Annotated in this window: 14 protein-coding genes; 11 read left to right on the top strand and 3 right to left on the bottom strand. The window is 70.4% G+C overall.

Features of this window, described 5'->3' with window-relative positions:
* Nucleotides 1-83 precede the first annotated feature (83 nt).
* The 4 genes from FOZ74_RS02605 to FOZ74_RS02590 are packed head-to-tail and all read left to right on the top strand — an operon-like array spanning nt 84 to nt 4,858.
* Complete coding sequence (locus FOZ74_RS02605; RefSeq protein ID WP_146911608.1) at nt 84-1,661, top strand: ABC transporter ATP-binding protein; 1,578 nt, start codon at nt 84-86, stop codon at nt 1,659-1,661.
* Entirely contained in the window at nt 1,648-2,721 is a 1,074-nt protein-coding gene (locus tag FOZ74_RS02600; RefSeq protein WP_146911607.1) for an ABC transporter permease, read from the top strand. Before FOZ74_RS02605 ends, FOZ74_RS02600 begins: the two co-directional genes overlap by 14 nt.
* A complete protein-coding gene (locus FOZ74_RS02595; protein ID WP_146911606.1) occupies nt 2,721-3,641 on the top strand; it encodes an ABC transporter permease in 921 nt (306 codons plus the stop codon). Before FOZ74_RS02600 ends, FOZ74_RS02595 begins: the two co-directional genes overlap by 1 nt.
* Nucleotides 3,642-3,682: 41 nt before the next feature.
* A complete protein-coding gene (locus FOZ74_RS02590) occupies nt 3,683-4,858 on the top strand; it encodes a BMP family ABC transporter substrate-binding protein (protein WP_146911605.1) in 1,176 nt (391 codons plus the stop codon).
* Between the two features lie 45 nt (nt 4,859-4,903).
* On the opposite strand, the gene FOZ74_RS02585 is transcribed toward FOZ74_RS02590, so the two are convergent.
* Nucleotides 4,904-5,587 carry a phage tail tape measure protein gene (locus tag FOZ74_RS02585; protein WP_146911604.1) on the bottom strand — a complete coding sequence of 228 codons (684 nt, stop codon included), beginning with the start codon at nt 5,585-5,587 and terminating at the stop codon, nt 4,904-4,906.
* A gap of 389 nt (nt 5,588-5,976) precedes the next feature.
* Here FOZ74_RS02585 and FOZ74_RS02580 point away from each other — a divergent pair, with 389 nt between their 5' ends.
* From FOZ74_RS02580 to FOZ74_RS02565, 4 genes are all read left to right on the top strand, one after another.
* Nucleotides 5,977-6,975 (top strand): helix-turn-helix domain-containing protein, encoded by a 999-nt coding sequence (locus FOZ74_RS02580; protein WP_146911603.1) that lies wholly within the window; start codon nt 5,977-5,979, stop codon nt 6,973-6,975.
* 126 nt (nt 6,976-7,101) lie between these two features.
* Nucleotides 7,102-8,085, top strand: coding sequence for a helix-turn-helix transcriptional regulator (locus tag FOZ74_RS02575; protein WP_146911602.1), 984 nt, complete (start codon nt 7,102-7,104; stop codon nt 8,083-8,085).
* Between the two features lie 11 nt (nt 8,086-8,096).
* Nucleotides 8,097-9,443: an alpha/beta hydrolase family protein gene (locus FOZ74_RS02570; RefSeq protein ID WP_255437745.1), complete on the top strand. Its 1,347-nt coding sequence runs from the start codon at nt 8,097-8,099 to the stop codon at nt 9,441-9,443.
* Between the two features lie 187 nt (nt 9,444-9,630).
* A complete protein-coding gene (locus FOZ74_RS02565) occupies nt 9,631-10,878 on the top strand; it encodes a glycoside hydrolase 5 family protein (protein ID WP_146911601.1) in 1,248 nt (415 codons plus the stop codon).
* A 35-nt stretch (nt 10,879-10,913) separates the two neighbouring features.
* On the opposite strand, the gene FOZ74_RS02560 is transcribed toward FOZ74_RS02565, so the two are convergent.
* Nucleotides 10,914-12,299 carry an MFS transporter gene (locus FOZ74_RS02560; RefSeq protein WP_146911600.1) on the bottom strand — a complete coding sequence of 462 codons (1,386 nt, stop codon included), beginning with the start codon at nt 12,297-12,299 and terminating at the stop codon, nt 10,914-10,916.
* Nucleotides 12,296-13,498, bottom strand: a complete 1,203-nt coding sequence (locus FOZ74_RS02555; RefSeq protein WP_146914046.1) for a multidrug effflux MFS transporter — start codon at nt 13,496-13,498, stop codon at nt 12,296-12,298. The genes FOZ74_RS02560 and FOZ74_RS02555 overlap by 4 nt, the downstream gene beginning before the upstream one ends.
* A 116-nt stretch (nt 13,499-13,614) precedes the next feature.
* Here FOZ74_RS02555 and FOZ74_RS02550 point away from each other — a divergent pair, with 116 nt between their 5' ends.
* From FOZ74_RS02550 to FOZ74_RS02540, 3 genes are read left to right on the top strand one after another with little or no spacing between them, the layout of a single operon-like run.
* On the top strand, nt 13,615-14,211 hold the full coding sequence (locus tag FOZ74_RS02550; RefSeq protein WP_146911599.1) for an Lcl C-terminal domain-containing protein: 597 nt from the start codon (nt 13,615-13,617) through the stop codon (nt 14,209-14,211).
* 40 nt (nt 14,212-14,251) lie between these two features.
* A complete protein-coding gene (locus FOZ74_RS02545; RefSeq protein ID WP_146914045.1) occupies nt 14,252-14,767 on the top strand; it encodes a DNA-deoxyinosine glycosylase in 516 nt (171 codons plus the stop codon).
* The gene (locus tag FOZ74_RS02540; protein WP_146911598.1) at nt 14,767-15,525 is read left to right on the top strand and encodes a spermine/spermidine synthase domain-containing protein; all 759 of its coding nucleotides are present in this window, start codon (nt 14,767-14,769) and stop codon (nt 15,523-15,525) included. Before FOZ74_RS02545 ends, FOZ74_RS02540 begins: the two co-directional genes overlap by 1 nt.
* The last annotated feature ends 20 nt before the right edge of the window (nt 15,526-15,545 follow it).

Below are 15,545 nucleotides of genomic sequence, written 5' to 3'. Positions count from 1 at the left end.
GCAGTGACCGAAAATGACACGCCCCGGCTCCGGCTTCGCACCTGCGGGCGCGGGGTCCATCCCTAGAAGAGAGGCTTTATCGCATGCCGCCCTTGCACGTCCCTGTCGTACCCGAGGCCGCCGCGGCGCGGCTGGAACTCAGCGGGATCACCAAGCGCTACCCCGGCGTGGTCGCCAACGATGGCGTGTCGCTGAAAGTGCAGCCCGGAGAGATCCATGCGGTGCTGGGCGAAAACGGCGCGGGCAAGAGCACCTTGATGAAGATCATCTACGGCGCCGTCAAGCCCGACGCCGGCGACATGCATGTCGATGGGCGCCTGGCGCTGGTGCGCAACCCGCAGGCCGCGCGCCAGCTCGGCATCGCGATGGTGTTTCAGCACTTCAGCCTCTTCGAGACCTTGTCGGTGGCCGAGAACGTCTGGCTCGGGCTGGACAAGACGCTGTCGCTGGCCGAAGTCTCGCGGCGCATCGCCGCCACCGCCGCCACCTACGGCCTGGAGGTGGACCCCGAGCGTCCGGTGCACACCCTGGGCGTGGGCGAGATGCAGCGCGTGGAGATCATCCGCGCGCTGCTCGCGGGCCCGCGCCTGCTGATCCTGGACGAGCCCACCTCGGTGCTCACGCCGCAGGCGGTGGAAAAGCTCTTCGTCACGCTCAGGCGCCTGTCCGATGAAGGCTGCTCCATCCTCTACATCAGCCACAAGCTGCACGAGATCCGCGCGCTGTGCAGCGCCTGCACGGTGATGCGCGCGGGCAAGGTCACGGGCGTGTGCGACCCGCGCCAGGAGACCAATGCTTCGCTCTCGCGCCTGATGATCGGCGCCGAGCCGCCGCCACTCACCCACGTGCCGCGCGAGCCGGGCGCGCCGGTGCTGACGGTGAGCGAGCTCAGCCTGACGCGCGAGTCGCCGTTCGGCGTGGACCTGCAAGGCATCTCGCTCACGGTGCGCGCGGGCGAGGTGGTGGGCATCGCCGGGGTGTCGGGCAATGGCCAGCGTGAACTGCTTTTCTCGCTCTCTGGCGAAGACAGGCGAGCGCCAGCAGCTTCTGTTTCGATAGCAAATCGGGCGGCGGGGCGGATGTCTCCCTCGGCGCGCCGGGCGCTGGGTCTGCACTTCGTGCCGGAAGAGCGCCTGGGCCGGGGCGCCGTGCCCGAGATGAGCCTGGCGCACAACCTGCTGCTCACGCGCAAGGAGGCCGTCGGGCGCCTGGGCTGGCTGCGCATGCGGGCGCTGCGCCGCCAGGCGGCGGACATCATCGAGCGCTTTCGGGTCAAGGCCGCGGGCACGCACGCGGCGGCCCGGTCGCTGTCGGGCGGCAACCTGCAGAAGTACATCATGGGGCGCGAGATCGACGCGCGTCCCAGGCTGCTCATCGTCTCGCAGCCCACCTGGGGCGTGGACGTGGGCGCCTCGGCGCAGATTCGCGGCGAGATCCTGGCGCTGCGCGACGCGGGCTGCGCGGTGCTGGTGGTGAGCGAGGAGCTCGATGAATTGTTCGAAATCTGTGACCGCCTACACGTCATTGCCAAGGGCCAGCTCTCCCCCAGCCTGGCGCGCAGGGACGCGAGCGTCGAGCAGATCGGGCTGTGGATGAGCGGCCTGTGGCCCGGCTCCGACGGCGCGCCGGCGCAGCAGGAGGTGGCCGATGCTGCGGCTTGAACTGCGCCCCACGCCCTCGCGCACCTGGGCCTGGGCCTCGCCGCTGCTGGCGCTGGCGATTACGGTGCTGCTCGGGGTGCTGCTGTTTTCGCTGCTCGGCAAGGACCCGGTCAAGGGCTTGATGGTGTTCTTCTGGGAGCCGATCAAGTCGCGCTACGCGCTCGGCGAGCTGGGCGTGAAGGCCACGCCGCTGCTGCTGATCGCGCTCGGTCTGGCGGTGTGCTTTCGCTCCAACATCTGGAACATCGGCGCCGAAGGGCAGTACGTGATCGGTGCCATCTTCGCCGGCGGCGTGGCGCTGCTCGCGGGTAAGGAGACGGGGCGCTGGATCGTCGTGGCGGTGCTCCTGGCCGGGGTGGTGGGCGGCATGCTCTGGGCGGGCATCGTCGCGCTGCTGCGCGACCGCTTCAACGCGGGCGAGATCCTGGTCAGCCTGATGCTGGTCTATGTGGCCATCCAGGTGCTCAACTACATGGTGTTCGGCCCCTGGAAGGACCCCATGGGCTACAACTTTCCGCAGACGCGCACCTTCGAGGCGGTGGCGCGCATCCCCAGGCTCATGACGGGCTCGCGCGTGAACATTGGCGCCCTGATCGCGCTGGCGGGCGCGGCGCTGCTGTGGCTGTATCTGTTTCGCACCCGGGCGGGCTATGCGTTGCAGGTCGGCGGCGTGGCGCCGGCGGCGGCACGCTACGCCGGGTTTTCCTCGCGCGCGGCGCTGTGGACGGCGCTGCTGCTTTCGGGCGCCACGGCGGGCCTGGCGGGCGCGCTGGAAGTCGCCGGTCCGGTGGGCCAGCTCACGCCCTACATCCCCGTGGGCTACGGATTCGCCGCGATCATCGTCGCCTTTGTCGGACGGCTGCATCCGCTGGGCATGGTGCTGGCGGCCATATTGATGAGCATGTTCTACATCGGCGGCGAACTCGCCCAGTCGCGCCTGGGCCTGCCCAAATCGCTCACCGACGTGTTCCAGGGCCTGCTGCTGTTCTCGCTCATGGCCTGCGACACCCTGGTCAACTACCGCGTGCGCCGCTCCGGCGCACTCAAGGGGGCACGGTGATGGATGCCTATCCCCTGCTTTTCGCTTCGACGCTGACGGCGGGCACGGTGCTGGCGCTGGCGGCGCTGGGCCTGCTCATCAATGAAAAATCCGGCGTCGTGAACCTGGGCGCCGAAGGCATGATGCTGTGCGCGGCCATCGCCGGCTTTGCCACCGTGGTGCATACCGGCAGCGACACGCTGGGTTTCCTGGCGGGCATGGCGGCCGGCGCGGTGCTGGCGGCGGCCTTCGGCTGGCTGGTGATCTGGCTCAATGCCAACCAGTACGCCACGGGTCTGGCGCTCACCCTGTTCGGCGCGGGCTTTTCCGCCTTCGTCGGCATCAACTACGTGCAGGCGCAGATGCCGCCGCGCCCGCGCTTCAACTGGCTGGGCCTGGGCGATCTGCCCGTCATCGGCCCGGCGCTGATGCGCCAGCATCCGCTGGTGTACTTCGGCATCGCGCTGACCGTCTTCCTCATCTGGATGCTCTACCGCACCCGCGTCGGCCTGGTGCTGCGCGCGGTGGGCGAGTCGCCCGAATCGGCGCATGCGCTGGGCTATCCGGTGCGCCGCATCCGCATGATCGCGGTGGTGGCCGGCGGCGCGCTGTGCGGCCTGGCGGGGGGCTTCCTGTCGATCATCTACACGCCGTTGTGGGTCGAGGGCATGGTCGCGGGCAAGGGCTGGATCGCGCTGGCGCTGACCACCTTCGGCACCTGGCGCCCGGCCCGCGTGCTGCTGGGCGCCTACCTGTTCGGCGGCGTGACCATGCTGCAGTTCTATCTGCAGAGCCAGGGCTCGCCCATCCCCAGCCAGCTGCTCACGGCGCTGCCCTATCTGGCCACGGTCGTTGTGCTGGCGCTGATTTCACGCAATCCGACCTGGATTCGTGTCAACATGCCGGCCTCGCTGGGCAAGCCGTTTCATCCCGGGTCTTGAATTTTCCAGTGGTTGCTTTTCATTTTCAGGAGGACAGTCTGATGATCAACATGAACAAACGCAGTGCCTTGCGCCTGGCCATGGTGTCCGCCGCGGCGCTCACCATGGTGGCCTGCGGGCAGAAGGACGAGCCGGCGCCGGCCCCTGCCGCCGCGCCGGCCGAAGCGCCTGCCGCCGCAGCGCCTGCGCCGGCGCCGGCCGAGCCGCTCAAGGCTGCGTGGATCTACGTCGGCCCCGTGGGCGACGGCGGCTGGAGCTTTGCGCACGACAACGCGCGCAAGGCGGTCGAGAAGGACTTCCCGGGCAAGGTGGTCACCAGCTTCGTCGAGAACGTGCCCGAGGGCGCGGACACCGAGCGCGTGGCGCGCGACCTCGTGGCTCAGGGCAACAAGCTGATCTTCGGCACCAGCTTCGGCTTCATGGAGCCCATGGCCAAGGTGGCCGAAGACAATCCGGACGTGAAGTTCGAGCATGCCACCGGCTACAAGAGCTCGGCCAACATGCGTACCTACGACAGCCGCACCTACGAAGGCGCCTTCCTCGCCGGCGTGGTGGCGGGCGCCATGACCAAGGCCAATGTGCTGGGCGTGGTGGGCACGGTGCCCATCCCCGAGGTGGTGCGCAACATCAACAGCTTCACGCTGGGCGCGCAGGTGAGCAACCCCGACATCAAGACCATGGTGGTCTGGATCAACGAGTGGCACAACCCGCCCAAGGAAACCGAGGCCGCCACCTCGCTGATCAACGGCGGCGCTGACGTGCTTTTCCAGAACACCGACTCGCCCGCCGTGCTCAAGACGGCCGAGTCCATGGGCAAGCGCGCCTTCGGCTGGGATTCGGACATGACCGCCTATGGCCCCAAGGCCCACCTGGCCTCGGCCATCATCAACTGGGAGCCCTACTACAAGAAGGCCGTCGGCGAGGCACTGGACGGCAGCTGGAAGACCGGCCCCAACCAGTGGTGGGGCGTGAAGGAAGGCGCGATCGATCTCGTTTCCATCGCCGAGGACGTGCCGGCCGAGGCCAAGGCCAAGGTGGACGAACTGAAGGCCGGCCTGAAGGACGGCAGCTACCACATCTGGAAGGGGCCGCTGGCGGACAACACCGGCAAGGAAGTGCTGGCCGAAGGCAAGGTGGCCGACGACGACTTCCTGCGCGCCATCAACTACTTCGTCAAGGGCGTGGAAGGCAAGGTGCCGGGCACCGACGGCAAGTAGACCCGGGCCTGCGCCGCAATCGGGGCCGCCGCGTGCGGCCCTTTTTCATGGGCGTTGGCGCGTGAAGCGGCGTGCCAGCCATGCCAGCAGGCCAGAGAGCAGCAGCGCCGCCCAGAGCGAGAGCGCGGGCACCGCGCGGGGCGAAGGCGGGACGGGCGGCGCGGGAGGCACGGCGCTTGCATCGCACGTACCGGCGAAGGGAAGCGGTGCGCTCCAGCGTCCGGGCAGCATCTGTATGCCCCCTGCGGGCGTGCCCGACCCGTCATCGAAGCTGCCTGCGCCGCCCCCGGTCATGATGCCCAGGACCTGCGCCATGCCGTCCGCTGCCCAGCCTATGGCCGAGCCCGGCGCAAGGCCGCTGGTGTCGAAGTCTGCCCAGGCCAGCGGGCCACCGGTGTCGAGCGACGAGAAGATGGCTGTCAGCGCCCCCGCCGCGTCGGTGCTCGCGCTGCCCGTGCCATGCGCGATGCCGCCCGCCATGTCCAGCGCCACCGCCACGCCGCGCGTGGCGTCCGCGTGCCAGCGCCAGAAGCCGCAGCGTACCTGGCCCGGGGCCCAGGTCTGTGCGTAGGCGCTCGCGCCGCCGTTGTCCAGTACCAGCGTCAGGGTGAAGACGGCCCCGTCGGGGGCGTCGGCCGGGATGTCCGAGTGCGAGATGACCCCGGTGTAGGTCGTGGCGAACGGCGCGCCCAGCGCCGGCGGGCCGCTGCACAGGGCGACCAGAAGCACCCAGACCCTCCGCAACCGGCCCGTGCGCCGCAACGCGCAGATTCTTGCTTTTGATAGCTGAAGGCGCATGCTGGACAAGCCTTGGATGCCTGTTTTTTTTCGAAGAAATGCCGCGGTGCCAGTCCCTGCCAGCCGTCGCGGACGCGGCAGCCGGCCCCAGGCGCCTGCCGCTGGCGGCGCCGGTGCGTACGCACCCGCTCGGAGCATTGGAGGGGTCATGGCGGGGTTTGCGGTCGTGGGTGTTGGGTTTGCCAAAAGTGTAGAAACCGGCGGGCCCTCCGGGGCCGGTGCACTTGAGGGAAAGCGTCCTGATCGCAGGACAGGCGTCCCGGATGCGCGGGATGCGCGCCGGCCTCGCATGCCGCACGCGCGAAAGTACACTGCGATCCATGCAAAACCCGCCCCCCTGCGTACTGGAACACTGGGCCTCCAGCGAGGTGGATCCCGCCGAACGCCTGCCTTACTGGCACGACGTGGCGCACAACTGGGTGGACGTGCAGCCGCTCACTGCGGGCGCGGACCTGGAGGCATCGTGGTCGCTGCTGCGCGGGCGGGATTGCTTTTTCGGCACCAAGCGCTCGACGGCCTACGAGATGCGCACCAGCGCGCGGCACGTGCCGCCGGGCGAGGACATGGTGGTGCTCTCCTTGCTGGAGGCGGGCCAGCTGGATTTCAACGCCGCGCCCGGCCAGGGGCATCACGCGGGCGGGGGCGCGCTGGGCATGTATGTGCCCTGGCAGGACGGCGCCTACCGCTGGGGCCATGGCGCGCGCCAGACCTACGTGGCGCTGGCGCGCCGCGCCGTCTGGCAGGCGCTGGGGCGGGAGCCGGGCAACGTGCTGATCGCGCCCGGGCAGTGTGCGCTGGCCCCGATGCTGGGCAGTCAGCTCGGCCACCTCGGCCAGCTGGTGCGTCGCCCGGGCGCCTTGACCCCGGACGATTTCGCGGGCTTGCTGGCGGCGACGCGTTCGCTGGCCTTGCTGCTGCTGCGCAACCTGGGGCGCCAGGGGCAGGGCTGTGATCTGCCCGACGTGCATGAGAGCCTGCATGCCGGACGCCACGCGGCGGCGCTGCGCTTCATGGAGCAGCACGCGCACCGCCCGGCGCTGGATGCCGCGGCCATCGCCCAGGCCGTGGGTTGCTCACGCACCCGGCTGTACGAAGCCTTCGCGCTGCAGGGACAGACGGTGATGGGAGCGCTGCGCGAGCTGCGCCTGCAGCGCGCGCGCCGCGCGATCGAGTCGGGCCCGCGCCTGCACGTGGGCACGCTCGCCTGGCGCTGCGGCTTTGTCCATGCGTCGGACTTCAGCAAGCTGTTTCGCGCGCGCTTCGGCCTCTCGCCCACCGACTGGCACCGGCGGGCCATGGACGCCGCGCCCGGGCGCTGAGCGCATCCACCCGGTGACGGGGCAGGCAACGGACCCCTGAAAAAGTTGCGGGAAGGCGTCCCGATCTGCGGGAATGCGTCCACCACCCGGCTCCGCAAGCGGGGCGGATTCCTAGAATCGTGCGGCATGTCGACGCCTACCGCCATGCCGCCCGCATGCACCTTCGAGCACTGCGTCTCATGGGCGCTGGAGCCCGCCGAGCGCCAGGAGGCGTGGCGCGAGATCGCGCACCGCTGGGTCGATTTCCAGCCGGCACCGGAGGTGGCGCTGCGGGCCGAGCTCACCATCCTGTCCCACGGCGGCTGCATGCTTGGCGCCACGCGCTCGTCGGCGTACGAGATGCGCACCGGCTCGCGGCGCGCCCAGCGCGACGACATGGTGGTCCTGACACTGTTGCAGGCCGGCGTCTTGCGGTCGCGCACGTTCGCGTGCAATGGGCCGGGCAGCCTGAGCCTGTGCGCCCCGCGTGAAGCCGGCATCTACCACTGGGGCCAGGATGCGCGCCAGGTCTTCCTGGTGCTGCCGCGCGAGGAGGTGCGAGCGGCGCTCGGGCATGAGCCCGCGACGCGCTTGCTCACCGCCCGCTGTGCGCTCGCCCCCTCGCTGTGCAGCCAGATGGGTCACGCGGCGCTGCTGCTGCGCCAGGGCCTGCTCGACGCCGCCGAAGGCGCGCAGCTGCTCGAGGCGACGCGCGCGCTGGCGCTGCTGCTGCTGCGCCACCTGGGGCGCCAGGGGCAGGGCGACGGCCTGCCCGATGCGCACGAGAGCCTGCGCGCCGGGCGCCACGCGGCCGCGCTGCGCTTCATGGAGCAGCACGCCCACCGCCCCGAGCTGGACGTGGCCGCCATCGCACGCGGCGCGGGCTGCTCGCGCACGCGGTTGTACGAGGCCTTCGCCGCGCGCGGCCAGACCGTGATGGGGGCGCTGCGCGACATGCGCCTGCAGCGTGCACAGGGTCTGCTCGCCCAAGGCCTGCGGCTGAACGTGGGGGCGCTTGCGTGGCGCTGCGGTTTTGCCGATGCCTCGGGCTTCAGCAAGCTGTTTCGTGCGCGCTTTGGCCTCTCGCCCACCGAGTGGCATGCGCGCGCGCATGCCCTCGCCCTTCCCTAGAAAGAAACACCATGGAATCTACCAATGCCACGAGCCTGCCCCGGCGTGGTTTCATCGCCCGTGCCGCCGCGGCGATGGCGGTCCCCGCGCTCGCGCACGGCGGCGCCTCGGCCGCCCGGCAGCCGGGCGCCGGCCTAGAGCGCGGACAGCTGCGCGTGGCCGGGTTCGCCGACGCCGAGATGGACTTTCAACTGATCCGCCAGCTGGGCACGGCCCGATACGGCGGTGCATCGGTGGGTGAATGCCTGGCGCTGGCACGGCGCATCGGCAACGCCGACCCGGCCGCCTGGGTGCGGGAGTTTTCCGCTGCCGCCGAGCGCCAGGAACGCGATGCCCGCGCACGCGCCGAGCGTGGCCATGGCATCAGTGCCGCAGAACAGTACCTGGTGGCTTGCAACAGCTACCGCGCCGCCGAGTACTACAGCGCCATCAACGACCCGGCGCATCGGCGCCTGGGGCTGCGCAGCCGTGCCTGTTTTGCCGCCGCCATGCAGGCACGCGGCATCGCCTTCGAAGTGGTCAACCTGCCCTGGGGACATGCGCCGCTGCCGGCCTACTGGTTTGGCGCGGCGCAGGGCCGGCGCGCGCGCCGGCGCAAGACGCTGATGTTCATCAGCGGCTACGACGGCACGCTGGAGGAAACCTGGCTCGCCTATGGCCGGGCCGCGCTCGAACGCGGCTACAACCTGTTGCTGCTGGCCGGCCCGGGGCAGATGGACACCTTGCGCTTCTATCCGGCGATGGCCTTCGTGCCCGAGTACGAGCAGGTGGGCAAGCTGGCGCTGGAGCACGTGCTGGCGCACCCCGGCGTCGATGCCGGGCGCGTGGCGCTGATGGGCATCAGCTACGGCGGCTACTTCGCCACGCGCATGGCGGCGCATGAGCCGCGCATCCGGGCGCTGATCGCCAATTCGCCCATCATCGATCTGCATGCCTACATGGTGTCCTTCGTCGGCTTCGACCCGGCCACGGCCCCCGACGAGCAGGACATCCGCCTGGCGGACATCGACCACATCCCGCCCTCGGCCATGCCCGCGCAGACCCGCGAGATGCTGCGCAACCTGATGCTGCGCATCGGCGAGCCGAGCTTCAAGGCGACCTACCGGCGCCTGCGCGACTACCGCGTGGAGGACGCGCTGCTCGCACGCATCCGCTGCCCGGCGCTGGCTCTGGTGGGCGAAGGCGAGGGCCAGGAGCCGCTGGCACAGCACAGGCACTTCCTGGACGCCGTGGCGGGGCCGAGCGCGAGCCATGTCTTCACGCTCGAAGAGGGCGCCGAGGGGCATTGCCAGACGGCCAATCTCGGCTATTCGGCGGCAGTGTCCATGGACTGGCTCGACGAGGTGTTCGCGGACTGAATGATGCCCTTGGCGCGTGGTCCGGGACGCCTGTACGCAGGTCGGGACGCCGGCACGCGACAGCGCCGCCGCAAGCCCGCCCGCCGTGCCTACAGTGCATGCACGGTTTGGGCTACGGCGTCCCGCGACACCGTGCGGCGGCCGCGCCGAAGCCCCCCCGACGATCAACCCCTGAAGGAGTGAGACCATGAAAATACTTCACAGCGCCTGCATCACGGCGGCCATCCTGCTCGCCGGCTGTGGTGGCGGCAACGACGCGCTCGACGGCGCACCCCCGGGCGCGAACCCGCCGCCGACGGGCGCGTCGCCCGACCTCTTCTCCAAGGCCTGGCGCGGCGTGGCCTATTCGGCGATTCCCGCGCAATTCACCAACGCGCCGAGCGGCGCCTTCTTCGATTCGGACACCACGGCGTCCGCCTTCCAGGCGCTGTGGGGCAGCAAGGATGGCTGCGGGCGCAACGACCTTCAGGCCATGGCCGCGCAGGGCGTGAACCTGGTGCGCCTGTACGACTACAACTACCAGCGCGGCTCCGACGTCTGGACCACCGCGGGCAATGGCCACATTCCCTTCCTCGACAAGGCCGAGGAGCTGGGCATCAAGGTCATCATCCCGATCTCCAACTACAACTTCAAGAACCAGGATGGCGCCAACCGCCCCTGGGACAACATCGAGCTCACCGTCACGCAGATCGTCAACAGCGTGAAGAAGAACGGCGTGATCCACCCGGCGGTGCATTCCTTCAGCATCGGCAACGAGCTGGACCTGCCCAAGGACGGCGAGACCGCCGACACGCTGATCCCCAAGGCGGTGAAGGTAGCGGGCCTGATCCACCAGCTGGCGCCCGATCACTACATGACGGTGCCGATCAGCAACGCCGACGAGAAGAAGTTCTACCAGCAGTTGCGCGATCAATTGCCCGCCGATATCTACCACGGGCATTTCTACAACTCGGTGCAGACCTTCAAGCTCAAGGATGGCGACGATCTGAAGAACAACATCCTCAAGGCCTACGACGAGCTGGACCTGGGCGTGCCGCTGGTGATCACCGAGCTGGGCACCAACAGCGTGGCGATCGGCTCGGTCAACGCCAAGGTGGATGCGGTGCTGGGCCAGGCTGGCGCGGTGCGCGAATACATGGACGCCAACCCCGATTCCATGGTCAAGGGTTTTGCGATCTTCGAATGGCAGAACGCCAACTGGAAGCGCGGCGGCACGGCCGACAACACCGAGAGCACCTTCGGCATCAACGCTTACGGCGGCACGCTGTGCCAGTCGAAGACCGGCGCCTTCGGCATGGGGCACATGGTGGACGGCAAGTACCAGTGGGCGCATTTCCACGACGATGTGACCTACAACGTGGACCAGCTGGTGCCGCTTGCGAGCAGCGCCCACCCCGAGGGTTTGCTGCCGGCGCTGTCGATCTACTTCAAGTAGCGCGCGGCCGCGGGCCGGACCGCCATGCCGGCGTCTCAGGCCTTCACGCGCAGGCAGCTGCATACCCCCGCGCACAGCGCGCAGCCCGCGGCCACCAGCAGCGCGAGGGTCTCGGCGCTGCCGTCGTGGCCCGGATGCAGCGTGAAGATCGCCGCCAGGATCACGGCGCCCAGCGTCTGCCCGGTCAGGCGCGCCGTGCCCAGCATGCCGCTGGCGCCCCCGCTGCGGTGCAGCGGGGCCGAACTGACGATGGTGTGGTTGTTGGGCGACTGAAACAGTGCAAAGCCCGCACCGGCCAGGGCCAGGCGCCAGGCGACGTCGGCATTGGCTGCATGCGCGGGCATGAAGGACAGCGCCGCCAGACCGCAGGCGAACACCGCCATGCCCAGGCCGCCGAGCAGGCCGCTGTGGTAGCGGCCGATCAGGCGCCCCGCGATGGGCGCGACGATGGCCGTCGCCAGCGGCCAGGCGGTAATGAGCAAACCGGCCTGCAAATGGCTGTGGCCATACGTCTGCAGCAATAGAAACGGAAGCGCCAGGAAGCTCAGCATCTGGGCGCAGAAGGCGCTGACGGACGATGCCATGGACAGTGCGAACACCGGTATGCGCAGCAGATCCACCGGAAACAGCGGCACCGTGCGGCGCCACTGGCGACTGAGGTGCAGCGCACCCACGACCAGCCCGCCGCCCAGCAGCCACCAGCCGGCCAGCGGGCCGGCGTGCGGGCCGCTGCCGCGCTGCGTGAGCTCCGAGCCGCCGAGAAACAGAAGCCCGAACATCGCCGCGTTGAGCAGCACGTCGAACACCGAAAAGCGTGCGGGCGGCGTGGGCGACGCCGGGTTGCGCGGCAGCACCCGCCCGGCCCGCTGCCAGGCCAGCACGCCCAGGGGCAGGTTCAGCGCGAACAGCCAGGGCCAGCTGGCTACCGAGAGGATGAGCGCGGAGACCGTCGGTCCGGCCATGGCAGAGACGGCCACCACCAGCGAATTGAGCGCCATGCCCCGCCCCAGCCGGCCCGCGGGATAGATCAGGCGCACCAGCGCCGAGTTGACCGCCATCACGCCCGAGGCGCCCAGCCCCTGCAGCGCGCGCGCCGCGATCAGCGTGCCCATGCTGGAGGCAGCCATCGCCGCGATCGACGCCAGCGCGAACAGCAGCATGCCCGCCCGGTACACCCGCCGGTAACCGATGCGCTCGCCCACGGCCGCCAGCGGCAGCAGCGACACCAGCACCGCGAGCTGGTAGGCGTTGACCACCCAGACGCTTTGCGCCGCGTTCATCTGCAGCTCGCGGGCAATGTCGGGCTGCGCCAGGTTGACGATGCTGGTGTCGAGCACCGCCAGCGTCAGGCCCAGCAGGATGACGCGCATCGCGCCCGAGCGTAGCGGCTCGGGCAGGCCGTCGCTGACGGGCGCGTTCATGGCGCGCGCGCCGGCCCCCGCCGGCGTCCGAAGGTGGCCCAGGTGAGCGCCACGCCGATCAACGCGCCCGTCGCCATGCCCGCCACCATGGGCAGCGGGCTGCCGCTGGAAAACAGCCCGGCCAGCGCCATCGCCACGGTGCCGACGAGCATCTGCAGCGTGCCCATCAGCGCGGAGGCGGTGCCGGCGATGGGTCCGTGGTCATCGAGCGCCAGCACCGCGGTGGTGGGTATCACCAGCCCCATGCAGCCGCTGGCAATGAAATACAGGATCACCAGCACCCACATGCCGTCGGCGCCCAGCAGGAAGCAGGCGAGCAGCAGCACCAGCGCCAGACCGGCGCCGCTGGCGGCCCAGACGGTGACGCGCTCGAGCCCGAAGCGCCGCCCCAGGCGGGCGGTGAACTGGGCGGTGACGAAGAAGGCGGCCGCGTTGGCCGAAAAGGCCAGGCTGTACTGCACCGGTGTGAGGCCGTAGTGGTTGATGAAGACGAAGGGCGAGCCCGCCAGGAAGACGAAGAACCCCGCCATGGTGAAGCTGCCTATGCCCACCAGCCCCAGGTAGCGCGCATCGCGCAGCAGCGTCCAATAAGCCTGGGTGGCGCCCGCCAGTGTGCCGCGGCGCCGCTGCGCGGGCGAAAGCGTCTCGGGCAGGGCGCGGTGCACCACCAGCACGCCCGCCACGCCGAGCAAGGCCACCGCCCAGAACACGCCGCGCCAGCCGACCAGCGCGATCACGCCGCTGCCGGCCAGCGGCGCGAGCAGCGGCGAGACGCTGAACACCAGCATCAGCAGCGCCATCAGGCGCGCGGCCTCGTTGCCGGTATGCAGATCGCGCACCACGGCGCGCGGAATCACCGTGCCGGCCGCCGCCCCCAGCCCCTGCAGGAAGCGCAGCAGCACCAGCGCCCCGATGTCGCTGGCCAGCGCGCAGGCCACGCTGGTGGCAACGAACAGCGCCAGCCCGAAGTACAGCGGCGGCTTGCGCCCGAACATGTCCGACAGCGGCCCGTACGCCACCTGCCCGATGCCGAGGGCGAGGAAGAAGGAGGTCAGACTCCATTGCACCGGGCCGACCCCGGCGTGCAGGCTCTGGCCTATGTCCGGCAGCGCCGGCAGGTACATGTCGATGGCGAACGGCCCTATGGCCGAGAGCAGGCCCAGCACCAGGGCCATGCGAAAGTAGGCGGAAAAGGGCATCATGGCGATTGTCCACGCCATGGCCGCGGCGCGCTGTCGCGGCCGGCGCGCCCATGCCGGGCCTGCCACGCTTGCCCCCGGCGGCGTGCGGGCGACAATCGGCGCGGAGGCTCCCCATGCAGATGCACACCCCCTTGCGCCGGCTGGCGGCGGCCGGCGCAGCCTTGCAGATGTCCCTCGCCCTGGCGCAGGGCGGCGCGCCCGCGCCCGCGCCGCCCGCGTCGCCCTGGGCGGTGTCCGCCGATGGCGCGCTGGTGGTGGACACGCGCTCGCACCTGGCGTGGGAGCGCTGCGTCGTCGGCATGCGCTGGGACGGGCGGGGCTGTCGCGGGCGCGCGCAGCTGCTGACCTTTTCCGAAGCCAAGGCGCTGGCGACCGAACGCTGGAAGGCCGAGGGCGTGCGCTGGCGCCTGCCGCGCGTGCCCGAGCTGCGCCGGCTGGTGCAGCGCGGCGGCGCGCAGCAGGGCGTGGACCCGAACTTGTTCCCCGATGCCCCCGGCGGCCTGCACTGGAGCGGCACGAGCAGCGTGAACGCCCGTGTCGTCAACCCCTACGCCTACGACAACGTGATGCGCGGCGGCCAGGGCGGCGACACCCTGCGGGTGCGCAGCGCCTGGGCGGTGGACATGGACAGTGCCCAGGGCCATGGCGATGTGCCGCATGCCAGCGCCCTGGTGGTGCGGCTGGTGCGGCCTGCGCCGCGGGAGCGCTGAGGCCGTGGTCCCTGCCGCCCACCCCGCCGCGCCCGGGCCCATGCTGCAAGGCCTGGCGCCGCTGGTCGCGGCGCACACCCGCGTGCTGGTGCTGGGCAGCTTTCCGGGCGTGGCGTCGCTGCGTGCGCAGCAGTACTACGGCCACCCGCAGAACCAGTTCTGGCGGCTGCTGGCCGCGCTCTGGCCGCGGCAGCCCATGCCCGGGCCGCAGGACTATGCGGGGCGCTGCGCCTGGGTGCTGGCGCGCGGCCTGGGCATCTGGGACGTGTACGCCACCTGCCTGCGCGAAGGCAGCCTGGACACCAGCATACGCAATGCCCGGCTCAACGATTTCGCCGGTCTGCGCGCGCGCCTGCCGCAGCTTGCGGCCATCGCGCACAACGGGGGCGAGAGCTTCTCGCGGGCGCGGCGCGTGCGTGAGGACATGGGTCTGGCCTCCGGTTCGCCCGTCGCCTCGCTGCGCCTGCCTTCCACCAGCCCGGCCAATGCCTCCTGGAGCTTCGCGCGCAAGTGCGCGGCCTGGGAGCAGGCCTTCACGCAATGCGGACTGCTCTGATGCCACGCAAACCCCCGATCGAACTGCCCGAGGTCAGCATCTCCGACGATGGCGAGCTGCGCCACCTGCATCTGGGCACACCCTGGATCCAGGGTTCGATGCGCGTGGACGCGCCCTTCGACATCGCGCTCGAATACGTGCAGCGCATGATGGCCTGGCTGCTGTTCGTCGAGCCCGACAGCGTGCCCCGGCGCCGCGCGATGCAGCTCGGGCTGGGGGCCGGGGCCATCACCAAGTTCTGCTGCAAGCGCCTGCGCATGCATGCCACCGCGGTGGAGCTCAACCCGCAGGTGGTGCATGTGTGCCGCAGCTGGTTCAAGCTGCCGCCCGACGGCGCGCGGCTTTCGGTGGTGCAGGGCGACGCGGGCGAGGTGATCCGCGATCCGCGGTATCTCGCGAACGTCGACGCGCTGGCGGTGGACATGTACGACGACGACGCGGCCGCGCCGGTTCTCGACAGTGCGGACTTCTACCGCGACTGCCGCGCCGTGCTGACCGACGACGGCTGCATGACGGTCAACCTGTTCGGGCGCAGCAGCCGCTACGAGGAGAGCCTGGCGCGCATCTGCGAGGCCTTCGGCGCGCAGGCCGTCTGGGCCTTCCGGCCCACGCGCGAAGGCAATACCGTGGTGCTGGCCCAGCGCCACGCGAGCCGGCCCCGGCGGGCATTGCTGCTGCAGCGCGCCCAGGTGGTGGAAGAGCGCTGGGGCCTGGTGGCGCGCAAATGGCTGCGCACCCTCAAGCCCGTGGCGCCGTGATTTTTGCGGCACCATAGCGC

The organism is Comamonas flocculans (genome assembly GCF_007954405.1).
Classification (GTDB): domain Bacteria; phylum Pseudomonadota; class Gammaproteobacteria; order Burkholderiales; family Burkholderiaceae_C; genus Comamonas_C; species Comamonas_C flocculans.
The sequence above is the reverse complement of the archived record's forward strand: the minus strand, read 5'-3'. Positions and strand labels throughout refer to the sequence as shown.